This window comes from Pseudarthrobacter sp. efr-133-R2A-89 (assembly GCF_030209315.1).
Taxonomy (GTDB): domain Bacteria; phylum Actinomycetota; class Actinomycetes; order Actinomycetales; family Micrococcaceae; genus Arthrobacter.
The window spans coordinates 214,545-229,172 of record NZ_JARVSE010000001.1; the positions used below are offsets into that span (position 1 = coordinate 214,545).

Here is a 14,628-nt window from a genome sequence, read left to right on the forward strand (position 1 = left end):
TGTCGAGGTTGGACAAAGGCATTGGGAACAGCCGCTGGCATGATGGACTGCAGGCCACAACGATTTGGATGTTTCGAACAAAGGAAGCTCGTATGGGACTGCTGGACAACAAGACGGCCATCGTCACCGGATCATCGCGGGGCATCGGCGCCGACGTAGCCAAGATCCTCGCCTCGGAAGGGGCCGCCGTCGTCGTCAACTACCGCCAGAAGGCGCCCCGCGCCAACAAAGTGGTGCAGGGAATCGAGGCTGACGGCGGCCGGGCGGTAGCCATCGGTGCCGACCTCACCACGCAGGAAGGCGTGCAGGCGCTGGCCAGCGCGGCCATGGAAAACTTCGGGTCCCTGGACATCCTGGTCCTGAACGCTTCCGGGGGCATGGAAACGGGGATGGGGGAGGACTATGCGCTCAAACTGAACCGCGACGCGCAGGTCAACATGCTCAACGCCGCCGTGCCCCTCATGCGGGAAGGCTCCCGCGTGGTGTTTGTCACCAGCCACCAGGCCCACTTCATCAACACCGTTCCCACCATGGAAGCCTACGAACCCGTTGCCCGCAGCAAGCGCGCCGGTGAGGACGCCCTCCGGGAACTGATCCCCAACCTCGCGGAGAAGGGCATCTCCCTGGTGGTGGTCTCCGGGGACATGATCGAAGGCACCGTCACCGCCACGCTCCTGGACCGCTCCACGCCAGGTGCCATCGAGGCACGCCGCGCCGAAGCCGGGAAGCTGTACTCCGTGGAGGAATTCGCCCAGGTTGTGGCCGGCATGGCCACGGCCGACGTCGAGTCCGGCCACACCGAGTACGCCGGCGGCGCAGACTACTTCGGCAAGGGCGTCCAGTAACCGCCCGCTTTTCCACCCCTTAAAACCCTGATGGGCTCTGCCAAGCAGGGCCCATCAGTTGGTTAACAGGGACTCAGACCCCAGCGACGTAGCGGACGGCGTCCAGGTACGGCATGTTCACTGCGGCATCCGCGACCGCCCTCACGGCCGGCTTGGCGTTGAACGCCACGCCGATGCCGGCGGCGCCGAGCATGTCCAGGTCGTTGGCGCCGTCACCTACGGCAACAGTGTGTTCAAGGGCGATGCCCTCCGCCGCGGCCCACTCGCGCAGGTACTTCTCCTTCGCCGCCCGGTCCACCACCGCGCCGAGCACCTTGCCGGTCAGCGCACCGTCCTCGATTTCCAGTTCGTTGGCCTGCCAGTAGTCCAGGCCAAGGTCCGCGGCGATCGGCGCGAGGATCTGGTTGAAGCCACCGGAGACCACAGCCACCACGTGGCCTGCGGCCTTGAACGCGGCAACGAGTTCGGCGGCGCCTTCGCTGAGTTTCACTTCGTGGCGGACGGAATTGACGACGTCGGCCGGCAGCCCCGCGAGGACAGCCACCCGGGCGTGGAGGGACTGCGCGAAATCCAGTTCGCCGCGCATGGCGGCCTCGGTCACGGCGGCAACTTCCTCCCGCTTGCCGGCGTACGCGGCCAGGAGTTCGATGACCTCCTGCTGGATCAGGGTGGAATCGACGTCCATGATCAGCAGCTTCCGTTCGGCGGCACGCAGGGCCGCTGGCACCAGGGCGGTGTCAAGCCCCCCGATCGCGGCCTCCGCCACGGCCCGCCGCAGGGACGCGAGCCCGGCCACCGTGTCGTCTGGAAAGGCCAGTTCGGCCAGGGACACCTGGTAGCGGTCATCGCCCAGGCCGGTCTCGGACAGCACCTCGGCGCCCTGTGCAGCAAGGACGGAACGCAGCTGCTCCAGCCCGTTGGGGGTCAAATTTTGGCCATAGCTGACCGCAGTCACGTTCGAAGTCATGCCTGCAATCTTATCGAGCGGCAACAAGGTCCCCTGCATTCGTTGCGCACCCGCCTTCGGGGGTTCCCTGGGACCTTCACACCGGTTATCAGTCATCATCTTTTTTGTCCTAGTGTCTATTCCTATGAGTGATGTTCTGGAACTGGACTCCGTCAGCGTTGTCCGAGGTAAAAAGACCCTGCTGGACAAGGTCGACTGGCAGGTCAACGAAGGCGAGCGGTGGGTCATCCTTGGCCCGAACGGCGCCGGCAAAACCACCCTCCTCCAGATTGCGGCAGCCCGGCTCCACCCCAGCAGCGGCACCGCAGGCATCCTTGACGAAGTCCTTGGCCGGGTGGACGTCTTCGAGCTCCGGCCACGCATTGGCCTGTCATCGGCAGCCCTGGCCACCCAGATCCCCGAGCATGAGAACGTCCTTAACGTGGTGGTCACCGCGGCGTACGGCGTCACCGGACGCTGGCGGGAAGGGTACGAGCGCGACGACGAACGGCGCGCCTTCCGGCTCTTGAACGACTGGGGCATGGGACCGCTGCTCAACCGGACCTTCGCCACCTTGTCCGAGGGGGAGCGGAAGCGTGTCCAGATCGCCCGCGCCCTGATGACCGATCCCGAGCTGCTGCTGCTGGATGAGCCGGGCGCCGGCCTGGACCTTGGGGGACGTGAAGAACTGGTGCACAAGCTTGGTGAGCTCGCCCGCGACGAAGCCGCTCCGGCCATGGTCCTGGTAACGCACCACCTCGAAGAAGTGCCTCCTGGCTTCACGCACGCCATGCTGCTCCGGGACGGAGGCGTGGTGGCCGCCGGCCCCATCACCGAGGTCCTCACCGAAGAACACCTGAGCACCACTTTCGGCCTTCCCTTGGACGTGTCCGAAAACGCGGGCCGTTACACCGCCACCGCGCGCCGTTAAGCCACGCCTGCCGAACCGTTGTGGAATTTTTCAGCAGCATCATTGTGTTCATCGCCGGCCTGTGGGCCGGGACCATCAATGCAGTAGTTGGCTCCGGGACCCTGGTCACTTTCCCGGTCCTCATCGCCCTGGGGGTGGCCCCGGTCGTGGCTTCCATGAGCAACGCCATGGGACTCGTGGCCGGTACCGCGGCCGGTGCGTTCGGCTACCGCCGGGAGCTCGCGGGACGGGGCCGCCAGGTGCTCCGGCTCCTGCCGGCGTCGGTCCTCGGCGGGATCACCGGGGCCTGGCTGCTGCTGCACCTGCCCGAACAGGTCTTCCATTACGTCGCACCCGTGCTCCTGGTACTGGCGCTGCTGATGGTGGTGTTCCAGCCCAGGCTCCAGGACTGGGTCCGCAACCGCGAGGCCAATCCGGAGCACGCCGTACGGGACAAACGCCACGGGATCCTCCTGGTGGTGCTTGTGTACCTGGCCGGCGTGTATGGCGGCTACTTCGTCGCTGCACAAGGAATCCTGCTGGTGGGAATCCTCGGCGTGTTCCTCACCGGGACCATCCAGAACGCCAACGCCATGAAGAACATCCTGGTCCTCGGCGTGAACATGGTGGCCGCCATCTCCTACCTCGTCTTCGCCTTCGACCGGATCAACTGGCTGGTGGTGCTGCTGATCGCCGTCAGTTCCACCATCGGCGGCCTGATGGGATCGAAGGTGGGCCGGAAGCTCTCGCCGCGCGTCCTCCGGGCGGTCATCTTCAGCCTGGGCATCGTGGCCCTGGGCGTCATGATCGCCAACCTGCTGAAATAATCACCCGGTGACCTTTCACTACCTCGAATCCGCCGATGACCCGCGCGTAAGCGACTACACCACGCTGACCGATGTCCACCTGCGCAAGCTCCGCGAGCCTGCCGAGGGGATGTATATCGCCGAATCGTCGCGGGTCCTCCGCCGCGCCCTGGCGGCAGGCCATGCGCCGCGCTCATTCTTCCTGGCAGAGAAGTGGATGGCGGACCTCGACGACGTCTTCCAGGCCTACCCTGACGTTCCCGCCTACATCGGCTCGGCCGCCCTGCTGGAGGAAATCACCGGTTTCCACCTCCACCGCGGTGCGATGGCGGCGATGCAGCGCCCGGCCCCGGTGCCCCTTCCGGAGCTCCTCGCCGGTGCACGCCGCGTGGCCGTGCTGGAGGACGTCGTGGACCACACCAACGTCAGTGGTCGCAAAATCCAAGAGCCTGATCGAGCTCGTATGCCGGGACGATCAAGGATCGCGGTCCTGGAGAACCTTACCGACCATACAAACGTTGGGGCGATTTTCCGCAGCGCCGCAGCCATTGGCGTCGACGCTGTCCTGGTCTCTCCACAGTGCGCCGACCCGCTCTACCGACGCTCCATCCGGGTGTCGATGGGGACTGTATTCCAAGTGCCATGGACCAGAATCGAGTCGTGGCCCGGTGACCTTGAGGTACTCAAGGAAGCAGGCTACTTCGTCGCCGGCATGTCGCTCGGCGAAGGTGCCATCACACTCGATGAGCTTGTCGCCCAGGACCACCCGAGCCTGGCCCTGGTCTTCGGCACGGAGGGAGAGGGGCTGAGGCCTGAGACTGATCAGGTGCTCGACGCGCGCGTCACGATTCCGATGATGAACGGTGTCGACTCCCTCAACGTGGCCGCCTCGTCGGCGGTCGCCTTCTACGCGACCAAGTAGGGACTGAGCGTGACGCCCCCGCCCCACCGCGGCGTCAGGAGCATGAAGAGCCGGCATTGATTCGCCGGGAGATGTACCGCATCAATGCCAGCGGCGACTCCCCAGGAACGTCACAGCGGCGGTGATGATGATGCCGAGGCCGATCGGGACGCTGAAATGGATCTGCAGCAGGAGTACTCCGCTGGCGGCCCCAGCGAACATGGCGAGGACAGCCCCCAGCCGTCGGTTGAGTAACCGGGGCCGTTGCTTGCCCACAAGTGACTCTCCGGCGAGGGAAGTCATGGTGGAAGTAATGACCACTGTGGTCATGTCTCGTACGCCCAAATGCCGCGCAATCAGGGCCTGGGAGCCCATGTGCATGGCGATAACGGCGGCCACAATGACACCAATGGACTGCCGGCCGACGTCTTCCACGATGAGAGAGATGGCGGCGGTTCCCGTCAACGCGATACAACCCGCTGTGAGAAGGAGCGTCACCCGGCGGTTCCAGCCTTTCGGGCTTGACTGGAGCGTAGATCCGGCAACCGCCGCGCCAAGGAGAAAGGCGCCAAGTGCTACCAGTGGGCCCAAAGTTGGCAGGTTCGCCGCGCCGGCTAAAGCCATCGCAAGAATCACCACGTTGCCGGTCATATTTCCGGTGAAGACGTGATCAAGTCCAAGGTAGCCGACCGCGTCAACCACACCTGTAACGAGCGTTAGGGCCATCATGAGCATCAGTCGGAACTTTTCCGGAGACGACGCATTTTCTTGTGGGGTAGAGGCGGTTTTGGTACCTGAGCCGGCTACAGCTGATGTCATGGTTTAAGGGATCTTTCATCGTGAGGGGAGGTCTCTATGACCGCCCCTCGGACATGCTTGTTGGTGGTTTTAGATGGGATTTGCGCCGGTGGCTAGGGCGCCATCGTAGCGTCGACGTGCATTCTTGGAATGCCCGACAAGGTCGTCCCGGCCCTTGCCATTTAGGATCGTGAACGTTGTCTCGCCCAACTGGGCAAGGGTGTCATCGTCAATCAGGCTTCAAGCTTGGAATGCTCGCCCAGACGGTGCCATGAACGGTTGTAGTAGACCAGGGCGTCGCCGGGTTCGCCCGCTTGGACGTCACGCAGCACGCGGGACTCCAGGGCGTGAACGGCGATGATGGTGGATGTCCCCACCTCCATGCGATCGATGACGGCGCAGCGCACCCAGGCGCGGACATCCTCATACACCGCTTCGCCGGTTGCAAGGGGCGACCAGCGGTGCGTCTGGTCAAAGCGGTCGGCGCCGGGGGTCGCTCCAAACTTCGCCAAGTCGACGTCGAGCGCGTCCAGCAGGTGCACGACGACGGTTTCGGCGCGGGAAAGTACTTCGGACGCAGAGGACAGTGCCGAGACCGAGAAGATCATCAACGGAGGTTCCGCACTCACTGACACGACCGAAGATACCGTCAGTGCCACCGGTCCTTCGCCGGCATCGGCCGTGATGACGGCGACACCTCCCGGATGGCCACGGAACAGTGCTTTGAATTCGTCGGCCGAGAGGGAGGACGGGAAGCTTTGCTTCGGAGCCTCGAGCCATGTGTCCGTGGGGTAAGCATGGAACATCCTTATGACACCTTGGGGGCGGAGCGGGCGAGTTCCTCGCGAATGATGTTCGTCCCTGCGCTGAGGGCACTCAGCTTGGCCAGTGCGACGTCCCGGGGGAACGGTGCCATGCCACAGTTGGAGCTGGGGATGAGCTTGTCCGCATCGACGAACTGGAGGGCCATGCGGAGGGTGTTGGCGACCTCCTCCGGGGTCTCGATGGCCTCGCTTGCGACGTCGATTGCCCCGAGCATGACTTTCTTGCCGCGGAGGAGCTCGGTGAGGTCCATGGGCACGTGAGAGTTCTGGGATTCCAGCGAGATGATGTCGATGCTGGAGTTCTGCAGCAGCGGGAACGTTTCCTCGTACTGCCGCCACTGTGAGCCGAGCGTCGCCTTCCAGTCATTGTTCGCCTTGATCCCGTAGCCGTAGCAGATATGCACGGCGGTCTCAGCGCGCAGTCCTTCTGCGGCTCTCTCAAGGGCAGCCACGCCCCAATCCTTGACCTCATCGAGGAAGACATTGAACGCGGGCTCGTCGAACTGGATGATGTCAACGCCGGCCGCCTCGAGTTCTTTCGCCTCCTGGTTCAGGATCGTGGCGAACTCCCAGGCCAGCTTCTCGCGGCTCTTGTAGTGGTCATCGTAGAGCGTATCCACCATCGTCATTGGACCGGGAAGAGTCCATTTGATCGGCCGGTCAGTGGTTGCGCGGAGGAACTTTGCGTCGTCGACGAATACCGGCCGTTCGCGGCGCACCGGTCCGACGACGGTCGGTACGTTCGCGTCGTAGCGGTCGCGGATGCGCACGGTCTTGCGTTGTTCAAAATCGACCCCGCTGAGATTCTCGATGAAGGTCGTGACGAAATGCTGGCGGGTTTGCTCGCCGTCGCTGACGATGTCGATGCCGCGCAGGCTCTGCTCGTGGATGGCGATGCGCAGCGCGTCCTGTTTGCCCTCGAGCAGCGCATCGCCCTCCAGCTTCCACGGGGACCAAAGAGTCTCCGGCTGCGCGAGCCACGATGGTTTCGGCAGGCTGCCGACGACGGTGGTGGGCAAAAGTGTGTTCATGATTGACGGTTCTCCGTGGGTCAGTTGACGAGGGTGGGGTAGCTGGCGGTCCACTGGTCCAGCAGATCCTTGTGGGGCATGATGAAGTGCTCCTCCGTGTACTTCGCCTGCGTGATCGCGAGCTGACCGCGCTCGACGCGGTCGTAAGCGATCTGGGTCCGCGAGTAGTCCTGCTCGCCCAGGCTCGGCTGGTAGACGGCGGCGGCGGCGGAGTTCGCGTTGTAAACTTCGGGGCGGTAGATCTTCTGGAACGTCTCCATGGTGCTGATGGTGCCGATGAGCTGCAGGTTGGAGTAGTCATTGAGCAGGTCGCCGCGGAAATAGAAGGCGAGCGGCGCAACGCTGCCGCGTGGCATGAAGTAGCGCACCCGCAGTCCCATCTTTGCGAAGTACGCGTCCGTCAGCGAGGATTCGTCCTGCTGGTACTCGACGCCCAGGACCGGGTGACGGTTCTCGGTTCGCCGGTACGTCTTGCTTGTGGAGACGCTGATGCAGACCACTGGCGGCTGCGGGAAGCGTTCCCGGCCTACCGGGGAATCGAGGAAGTGCTGGAACAGCTTGCCGTGAAGATCGCCGAAGTCCTCGGGCACCGTGGGCTTGCCTGAGTCCCCGGCTGCCGCTGGCAGTACGACGCTGAAGTCGAAGTCTCGGACGTAGGAGGAGAAGTTGTTCCCCACGATCCCTTGGTGGCGGACCCCGTTCAGCAGGTCGACGATCTGGATATCGAGAACCTCGAACAGCGGGAACTGCTGATGCGTGCCGTCCGCGGTGAGCTGTATCTGCACGGAAACGATCTCAAGCTCGAGCGCGTAGCGGTCCCGGTCCGGGTTGTCCCAGTCTGCGAGATCGTTGAAACGGCGCCGAATCATGGTCAAGGCGTTGCGGAGGTTCTCCTGGCGGTGCTCGCCCCGTGCCAGGTTGGCGAAATTCGTCGTGATCCGGGAGCCTTCCGACGGGGAGTAGTCCTCGTCGAAGCGGGTCGTGGTAATGCTGAAGGTGAAGTCGTCTGCCATGTGCTGCCAATCCGTTGATGGGCCGGAGACGGCCTTACCGAAGGGGATGCATCCATGCTGCAACCTTCCGAGGGGTATCAAGTAACTAGTGGCCGTTATGCATTCATATAGAATTTGCCTATGCCCCAAATAACGAGCGGATTGACCCTGCAGCAGCTGCGCTACTTCATAGAAGTTGCAGCTGAGGGGTCGATCTCCGCGGCTGCCGATCTTCTCTACGTAGCGCAGCCGACGATGTCCGCCGCGATGAAGGACCTTGAGGCCAGGGTGGGCCGTGCGCTCCTGGTTCGCTCCGCCCGCGGGGTCACCCTCACCGCCGACGGAGTAGAGTTCCTCGGCTACGCGAGGCAGGTCGTCGAGCAGTTCGCTCTCCTCGAGCAGCGCTACCTTGGTAGGCCACCGCGGCGACGCCTGCTTGGGGTGTCAACGCAGCACTACTCGTTCGCGGTGGACGCCTTCGTCCGGATGGTCAAGGCCACTGAGGTGGCCGAATACGAGTTCTCGCTGCGTGAGTCCCGCACTTGGGACATCATCGAGGACGTCCGGACGCTCCGCAGCGAGATAGGAATCCTCTACCGGAACGATTTCAACCGGAAGATCATCGACAAGCTGCTCCGCGAGTCCGGGCTTGCGTTCTCTCCGCTGTTCCTCGCCGATCCGCACATCTTCATTTCACGGAACAACCCGCTCGCCTCAAAAGAGCGAGCGACTCTGGAAGACCTTGCCAGCTTGCCGCGGCTGACCTTCGATCAAGGTGCGAACAACTCCTTTTACTTCGCCGAGGAGATTCTCTCCACCTTGTCCAGTAAGCAGGAGATCCGGGTCTCTGACCGTGCGACGATCTTCAACCTCATGATCGGGCTCCACGGCTACACGATTTCGACGGGAATCATCAGTGGGCAGCTCGACCCGGAGATCGTCGCCATCCCGCTCGACGTTGACGAACGCATCGAAATCGGCTGGATTGGCCACGCCGCGATTCCGCTCACCGACCAAGCGCAGCGCTACCTCGGGGAACTGCGGGCCGTCGTCGCTGAATTCGGCGTGGCGCTACTCGGCTGACTGCAGTTGAGCGGGCGATTCGTTACCCTTCCCTCAATGTGGCCGCGGCGTCCGCCGTGGCGTTCTGGGAGTTGCGCGCACGGGGATGACCTGCGTCCTCGGTGGGGCGCCGGTTCGTCAGCCCCCTCCGCTTGGTCTATGATGGATAGCTGGTTGTCCTGCTTTTTCAGCTTCGGCTGATCCGACAGATCCCAGCCATCCCATTCATACCTGGCAACTGGCAAAATCCAGTTGCGCGAACAAAGGTCCAATTATGAAGTCTGATACCCACCCGAAGTACGAAGCTGTTGTCTTCAACGACCTGGCCTCCGGCAACAAGTTCCTGACCCGCTCCACCGTGTCTTCCTCCAAGACCATCGAGTGGGAAGACGGCAACACCTACCCGGTCATCGACGTCGAAATCTCTTCCGAGTCCCACCCGTTCTACACGGGCAAGCAGCGCATCATGGACTCCGCAGGCCGCGTCGAGCGCTTCAACGCTCGCTTCAAGGGCTTCGGCGGCAAGAAGTAATTCCTTCGCCCAAGCTTGTCGCTGGACGCCCGCACCGGAAACGGTGCGGGCGTTCTGCGTTAACCGTGCACCCGTTTTCTGGGGCAGGATGGGAAGCATGAGCCAGCCCTTTCCTGCCACTGATCCTGCCGGCATCCGGCGACTGCACGGCGAATATAAGGTCCCGGGCGGCAAGCTCGTTGTGGTCGACCTTTCCGTCTTGGACGGCGCCCTGGCGGAGGTCTCCGTCAGCGGCGACTTTTTCCTCGAACCCGACGAAGCCCTGGAGGACATCAACCGGGCACTGACCGGACTGCCGGAGACGACGACGGCCGCGGACCTCGCTGCTGCCGTCACGGCTGCCCTTCCGGCCGGGGCCGTCCTGTTCGGCTTTTCCGCCGACGCCGTGGCCGTCACGGTCCGCCGCGCGCTTGCCAAGGCGACCTCCTGGACGGACCACCACTGGAACGTCATTGCGCCCACGGTGCTCCCCACGGAAATCAACGTTGCCTTGGACGAGGTTCTCACCGAGGCCGTCGGCGCCGGGGAGCGGACCCCCACCCTGCGGTTCTGGGACTGGCAGGAACCCTCCGTGGTGATCGGCAGCTTCCAGTCCGTCCAGAACGAGGTGGACCCCGACGGCGTGGCCAAGCACGGCATCAACGTGGTCCGGCGGATCAGCGGCGGCGGCGCGATGTTCATGGAGGCCGGCAACTGCATCACGTACTCGCTCTACCTGCCGCAGACGCTGGTGGACGGGCTAAGCTTCGCCGACTCCTACCCGTTCCTGGATTCCTGGGTCATGGCGGCACTGGAGAAGCTCGGTATCAACGCGTTCTACGTCCCCCTCAACGACATCGCCACGGATCAGGGAAAGATCGGCGGCGCCGCGCAGAAACGCCTGGCCAACGGGGGAATGCTGCACCACGTGACCATGAGCTATGACATCGACGCCGACAAGATGGTGGAGGTGCTGCGGATCGGCAAGGAGAAACTCTCTGACAAGGGCACCCGCAGCGCAAAGAAACGCGTCGATCCGCTCCGACGGCAAACGGGCCTTGCCCGGATGGCGATCATCGAAGCCATGATCGAGGTGTTCAGCGAGCGCTACGGGGCCGCCCCGTCACAGCTGGCCGGGCACGAACTGGCAGCCGCCGAGGAACGCGTGGCTGCGAAATTCGGCACCGAGGAGTGGCTCTACCGGGTTCCGTAGCCTGACAGCGGTTATCCGCCGACCGATGACGGAAAGCCGGCGGCCTGCGCCGTGAGAGCCCGCACCAGGTGGCTCCGCTGTTCGATGATGATCCGGCGCAGGGCCCGCGGTGCATCCTCGTTGGCCGCCAGCCATTCATCCGTCCGCCGGACCACTGCCTGCTGTTCAGGAGCCGTGCCCTGCGCCAGGTCCTGGGATGACGGGTAGAGCCCGCGCACGATCCGGCTGGCGATTTCGATGCTCCGCTCAGCCCAAACGGTCCGCAGGCAATCGAAGTACGGGCCGATGTACGGGTCCAGCAACTGCGTCGGTGCCGTGCTGAAACCGTTAATGGTGGCTGACAGCAGCTGGTTGGAAAGCTCGTTTTCCTTCACTGCGGCGTCCCAGGCCGCAGCCTTGACGCCGGCTTCGGGACGGGCCGCCATCGCCGTTGAATGGCCGGCACGGCCGGAAGCTGTGGTGTCCCGGGCAAGTTCGGCATCGAGCTCGGCAGCGGTGGCCTGTCCGTTGCCGGCCAGCGCGTGCCACAGCTGCCAGCGCAGTTCAGCGTCGACCGCCAGGCCGGGCACGGGAGCTGAGCCGTCCAGCAGGCCGCGGAGCCGCGGGAGCATGGCAGGATCGTGCCTGCTGAATCCCGCCAAGGTCCGTGCCCAGGCCAGTTGCTGGTCCGAACCCGGCGTGGCCCGGTCCAGTTCGGCTGCCGCGTTGGCGAGGAAGGACGCGCGGACCGAGTCCCTGGCTGCCGGCGGGACGTAGTGTTCGACGGCGGTGGCCGCGTTGTCGAGAATGTTCAACAGGACGCCGATTCCCGTCTCGGCGGGAGCGAACGCGGCTACGGCGTCCACGTAGAGCGTGGCAGGGCTTTGCCCGTCGCGGGCGGAATTCCACAAGGCCGTCCAGCAGAGGGCTCGGGCCATGGGATCGCCGATCCGGTCCAGGGAGGCGCGGACAGTCGCCAGGGAGTCCGGGTCCAGCCGTACCTTGGCGTACGTCAGGTCGTCATCGTTGACCAGGATGAGGGCAGGCCGTGGCTGTCCGGCAAGCTGGGGGAGTTCCGTCCTGGCACCCGCCACGTCGGTTTCGATGCTCCCGGTCCGGACCAGGGCGCCCTCGCTGTCGAAATCGTAGGAGCCGACGCGCAGGCGGTGCGGCCGCAGCTCTTCGCGTCCGGTGACCGGGTCTACTGCTTCCTGGACGATGGCCACCCCTGCCGGCAGTCCGTCGTCGGAACCGCCGGTGCCCACCTGAAGGGACAAGGTGGAGATCCCGGAGGTCTGCAGCCACTGGCGGGCCCAGGCGGTCAAGTCCCGGCCGGAAGTGGCCTGCAGGGACTCGAGGAGATCGGCCAGCGTGGTGTTTCCAAAGGCGTGGTTGCGGAAATACTCCCGCGATCCGGCGATGAAGGCGTCAAAGCCGACATAGGCCACCAGCTGCTTCAGCACCGAGGCGCCCTTGGCGTAGGTGATGCCGTCGAAGTTCTGCTTGGCGGCTTCGAGGTCGGGGATGTCCGCCACGATCGGGTGCGTGGTGGGGAGCTGGTCCTGCAGATAGGCCCAGGCCTTGCGCTTGTTGGCGAAGTTGACCCAGGCGGTGTCCCAGCCAGTGGCCTGGTCCACCCCGAGGGTGCCCATGTAGTCGGCGAACGACTCCTTGAGCCAGAGATCGTCCCACCATTGCATGGTCACCAGGTCGCCGAACCACATGTGCGCCATCTCGTGCATCAGGGTGTTGGCCCGGGCCTGGTACTGCGCATCTGTGGCGCGGGACGTGAAGACATAGCTTTCCGTGAAGGTGACCAGGCCGGGATTTTCCATGGCGCCGAGGTTGTACTCGGGCACGAACGCCTGGTCGTACTTCCCCCACGGGTACGGGAAATCGAAAAGGCGGTTGAAGAAGTCCAGGCCTGCCTTGGTGAGCCCGAAGAGCGCTTCCGGGTCAAAGGATTCCGCCATGGACGCGCGGCAGTAGAGGGCAAGCGGCACGTCCAGCCGGGTGCCGTCGTCGAGCGTTGCCTCCCAGCGGTCCTCTGCCTTGAAGTAGGGGCCGGCCAGGACCGTGGTGATGTACGTGGACATGGGCAGCGTGGTGGCAAAGTCCCACCGGGCGGTAGCGGGATCGCTGGTCAGCGGGGTGCGGTCCACCTCGGCGCCGTTGGATGCCACCTGCCAGTGGGCCGGCGCCGTCACATGGAACGTGTAGGCGGCCTTGAGGTCCGGCTGCTCGAAGTTGGCGAAGACCCGGCGGGCGTCGGCCGGCTCGTACTGGGTGTACAGGTAGCACTGGCCGTCGGCCGGATCCACGAAACGGTGCATGCCTTCGCCCGAGCGGCTGTACAACGCCGTGCCGGTAACTGTCACCTGGTTCTCGGCCCGCAGGTTGTCCAGCCGGATCCGGGCGCCATCCACCACGTCTGCCACCGGCAGGCCCTTGCCGTTGAGGAAAACGCTGTGCACTTCGCTGCCAATGAAATCCAGGAACGTGCTGGCGCCCGGCTCGGAGGCCGTGAAGTTGATGACGCTGCGGCTCGTGTACCCGGCGACGGCCGGGTCCGCTGCTTGCCGCACATCGAGCGAGATGTCGTAACTGGTGGTGCTGATCAGGACTGAACGGTCAGCGGCTTCGCGGCGCTGCAGATTCTCATGTGACACCCGGCTATCTAATCATGGTGCCGTTTGATTGACTCAGCCCGCGATCACGAAGGCGGCCGCCAGGCCCAGCACGGCAATCAGGAGCCAGGAGGCGAGGGCCGCGAGCAACGCCGGCCCGCCTGTATGCAGCAGGGTGCGGATCCGCACCGCAGAGCCGAGCCCGAACAAGGCCGCGCCCAGGAGGATGTCCTGCAGGGTGGCCCCGGCCTCGAGCCAGCCGGGAGCCAGCCAGCCCGTTGACCGCAGCGCCACCATGGCAACGAACCCCAGGACAAACAACGGCACCAGCGGCGGCCTTTTCGCGGTGGAACCGTCCGGCTCGGCCGGGGGCCGGGCACCGCGGCGGTGGTGCGCACCGGCCAGCGCGGCAACCGGGGCCAGCAGCAGGACACGGGTGAGCTTGACGACGACGGCGATCGCCAGTGCCGCGGTGCCGGCGGTTTGCGCCGTGGCCACTACCTGGCCGACGTCGTGCACCGAGGCACCCGTCCAGGCGCCGAAGACGGCCGCGGAAAGCCCCAGCGGATGGGACAGCAGCGGAAGGACACCGATGGCCAGGGTCCCGCAAAGGGTCACCAAGGCAACCGGCAGGACCGTATCCGCATGCCGGATGCGGCGGACGGCGGCCATGGCGCCGATTGCCGAGGCGCCGCAGATGGAGAACCCGGTGGCCACCAGCAGCGCTGTCACCGGCGGCAGGCGGAACAGTCGGGAGATCGCGTAGGTCCCGCCGAAGCTGGCAGCCACGACACCCACGATCAGGACCAGCGCCGGCCAGCCCAGGCCCAGGACATCCATGACGCTCACCTTCAGGCCCAGGAGCACGATCCCGCCGCGCATCAGGTGCTTGCCGGCGAAGTCCAGCCCGGGCCTGGCACGGCCCGCCGTCCACGCTCCCGATCCCGGCAGGTTGGCGGCGAGGACGCCCAGGACAACGGCAACGGTCATGGCCGGCAGGGCCGGAACCAGTCCGTGCACGAGAAACGCGGCGGCAACGGCGGCTGCCGCGGTCAGGAGGCCTGCGATGAGCCGCACCAGCGGGCGCCGGGAACCGCCGTGGCCCGGCGCTGGGAGGCTTCTGCTGTCTGGCACTCACCTACTGTGCCCGAAGAGGCCCGTAAAGTACGAACCGGGCCATCTG

14 protein-coding genes and 1 pseudogene are annotated in these 14,628 nt (G+C 64.9%); 8 read left to right on the plus strand and 7 right to left on the minus strand.

The genetic code is table 11. From position 1 onward, the window contains the following. Positions 1–92: 92 nt before the first annotated feature. On the plus strand, positions 93–845 hold the full coding sequence (locus tag QRM95_RS00975; RefSeq protein WP_018761298.1) for an SDR family oxidoreductase: 753 nt from the start codon (positions 93–95) through the stop codon (positions 843–845). Positions 846–918: 73 nt separating this feature from the next. Here the strand turns inward: QRM95_RS00975 and serB are convergent, their stop codons facing one another. After that, positions 919–1,812 carry a phosphoserine phosphatase SerB gene (serB, locus tag QRM95_RS00980; RefSeq protein WP_285246058.1) on the minus strand — a complete coding sequence of 298 codons (894 nt, stop codon included), beginning with the start codon at positions 1,810–1,812 and terminating at the stop codon, positions 919–921. A 124-nt stretch (positions 1,813–1,936) separates the two neighbouring features. Here serB and QRM95_RS00985 point away from each other — a divergent pair, with 124 nt between their 5' ends. The 3 genes from QRM95_RS00985 to QRM95_RS00995 are packed head-to-tail and all read left to right on the plus strand — an operon-like array spanning position 1,937 to position 4,429. Then, positions 1,937–2,722 (plus strand): ABC transporter ATP-binding protein, encoded by a 786-nt coding sequence (locus QRM95_RS00985; protein ID WP_018761300.1) that lies wholly within the window; start codon positions 1,937–1,939, stop codon positions 2,720–2,722. Between the two features lie 20 nt (positions 2,723–2,742). Continuing rightward, entirely contained in the window at positions 2,743–3,528 is a 786-nt protein-coding gene (locus tag QRM95_RS00990; protein ID WP_018761301.1) for a sulfite exporter TauE/SafE family protein, read from the plus strand. Positions 3,529–3,535: 7 nt separating this feature from the next. After that, the gene (locus QRM95_RS00995) at positions 3,536–4,429 is read left to right on the plus strand and encodes a TrmH family RNA methyltransferase (protein ID WP_285246059.1); all 894 of its coding nucleotides are present in this window, start codon (positions 3,536–3,538) and stop codon (positions 4,427–4,429) included. Positions 4,430–4,510: 81 nt separating this feature from the next. Here QRM95_RS00995 and QRM95_RS01000 read toward each other — a convergent pair whose 3' ends face one another. The 4 genes from QRM95_RS01000 to QRM95_RS01015 form a co-directional block, all read right to left on the minus strand. After that, complete coding sequence (locus QRM95_RS01000; protein ID WP_285246060.1) at positions 4,511–5,227, minus strand: YoaK family protein; 717 nt, start codon at positions 5,225–5,227, stop codon at positions 4,511–4,513. Between the two features lie 212 nt (positions 5,228–5,439). Then, positions 5,440–6,012 carry a flavin reductase family protein gene (locus QRM95_RS01005; protein WP_285246061.1) on the minus strand — a complete coding sequence of 191 codons (573 nt, stop codon included), beginning with the start codon at positions 6,010–6,012 and terminating at the stop codon, positions 5,440–5,442. A gap of 2 nt (positions 6,013–6,014) precedes the next feature. Next, positions 6,015–7,061, minus strand: a complete 1,047-nt coding sequence (locus QRM95_RS01010) for a methionine synthase (protein ID WP_285246062.1) — start codon at positions 7,059–7,061, stop codon at positions 6,015–6,017. Between the two features lie 20 nt (positions 7,062–7,081). Continuing rightward, a complete protein-coding gene (locus QRM95_RS01015; RefSeq protein ID WP_285246063.1) occupies positions 7,082–8,074 on the minus strand; it encodes a DUF1852 domain-containing protein in 993 nt (330 codons plus the stop codon). Between the two features lie 120 nt (positions 8,075–8,194). On the opposite strand from QRM95_RS01015, the gene QRM95_RS01020 reads away from it, so the two are divergent. From QRM95_RS01020 to lplAB, 4 genes and pseudogenes are all read left to right on the plus strand, one after another. After that, positions 8,195–9,136, plus strand: a complete 942-nt coding sequence (locus tag QRM95_RS01020; RefSeq protein WP_285246064.1) for a LysR family transcriptional regulator — start codon at positions 8,195–8,197, stop codon at positions 9,134–9,136. Next, positions 9,133–9,225 (plus strand): annotated as a pseudogene (locus tag QRM95_RS21125) (TrmH family RNA methyltransferase); the annotation flags it as partial. The gene QRM95_RS01020 and the pseudogene QRM95_RS21125, both read left to right, overlap by 4 nt. 164 nt (positions 9,226–9,389) lie before the next feature. Beyond that, positions 9,390–9,647, plus strand: a complete 258-nt coding sequence (locus QRM95_RS01025) for a type B 50S ribosomal protein L31 (RefSeq protein WP_285246065.1) — start codon at positions 9,390–9,392, stop codon at positions 9,645–9,647. A 97-nt stretch (positions 9,648–9,744) separates the two neighbouring features. Beyond that, positions 9,745–10,839, plus strand: a complete 1,095-nt coding sequence (gene lplAB, locus QRM95_RS01030) for a lipoate-protein ligase LplAB (RefSeq protein ID WP_285246066.1) — start codon at positions 9,745–9,747, stop codon at positions 10,837–10,839. A gap of 11 nt (positions 10,840–10,850) precedes the next feature. Here lplAB and pepN read toward each other — a convergent pair whose 3' ends face one another. Next, positions 10,851–13,487, minus strand: coding sequence for an aminopeptidase N (pepN, locus tag QRM95_RS01035; protein ID WP_285246067.1), 2,637 nt, complete (start codon positions 13,485–13,487; stop codon positions 10,851–10,853). 33 nt (positions 13,488–13,520) lie between these two features. After that, positions 13,521–14,579, minus strand: a complete 1,059-nt coding sequence (locus QRM95_RS01040) for a YeiH family protein (protein ID WP_502934917.1) — start codon at positions 14,577–14,579, stop codon at positions 13,521–13,523. Positions 14,580–14,628: the final 49 nt, after the last annotated feature.

Bases quoted from the DNA above. Each gene is read 5' to 3' on its own strand.
- QRM95_RS00975 (WP_018761298.1), top strand. From the start codon at position 93: ATGGGACTGCTGGACAACAAGACGGCCATCGTCACCGGATCATCGCGG.
- serB (WP_285246058.1), bottom strand. From the start codon at position 1,812: ATGACTTCGAACGTGACTGCGGTCAGCTATGGCCAAAATTTGACCCCC.
- QRM95_RS00985 (WP_018761300.1), top strand. From the start codon at position 1,937: ATGAGTGATGTTCTGGAACTGGACTCCGTCAGCGTTGTCCGAGGTAAA.
- QRM95_RS01000 (WP_285246060.1), bottom strand. From the start codon at position 5,227: ATGACATCAGCTGTAGCCGGCTCAGGTACCAAAACCGCCTCTACCCCA.
- QRM95_RS01005 (WP_285246061.1), bottom strand. From the start codon at position 6,012: ATGTTCCATGCTTACCCCACGGACACATGGCTCGAGGCTCCGAAGCAA.
- QRM95_RS01010 (WP_285246062.1), bottom strand. From the start codon at position 7,061: ATGAACACACTTTTGCCCACCACCGTCGTCGGCAGCCTGCCGAAACCA.
- QRM95_RS01015 (WP_285246063.1), bottom strand. From the start codon at position 8,074: ATGGCAGACGACTTCACCTTCAGCATTACCACGACCCGCTTCGACGAG.
- QRM95_RS01020 (WP_285246064.1), top strand. From the start codon at position 8,195: ATGCCCCAAATAACGAGCGGATTGACCCTGCAGCAGCTGCGCTACTTC.
- QRM95_RS01025 (WP_285246065.1), top strand. From the start codon at position 9,390: ATGAAGTCTGATACCCACCCGAAGTACGAAGCTGTTGTCTTCAACGAC.
- lplAB (WP_285246066.1), top strand. From the start codon at position 9,745: ATGAGCCAGCCCTTTCCTGCCACTGATCCTGCCGGCATCCGGCGACTG.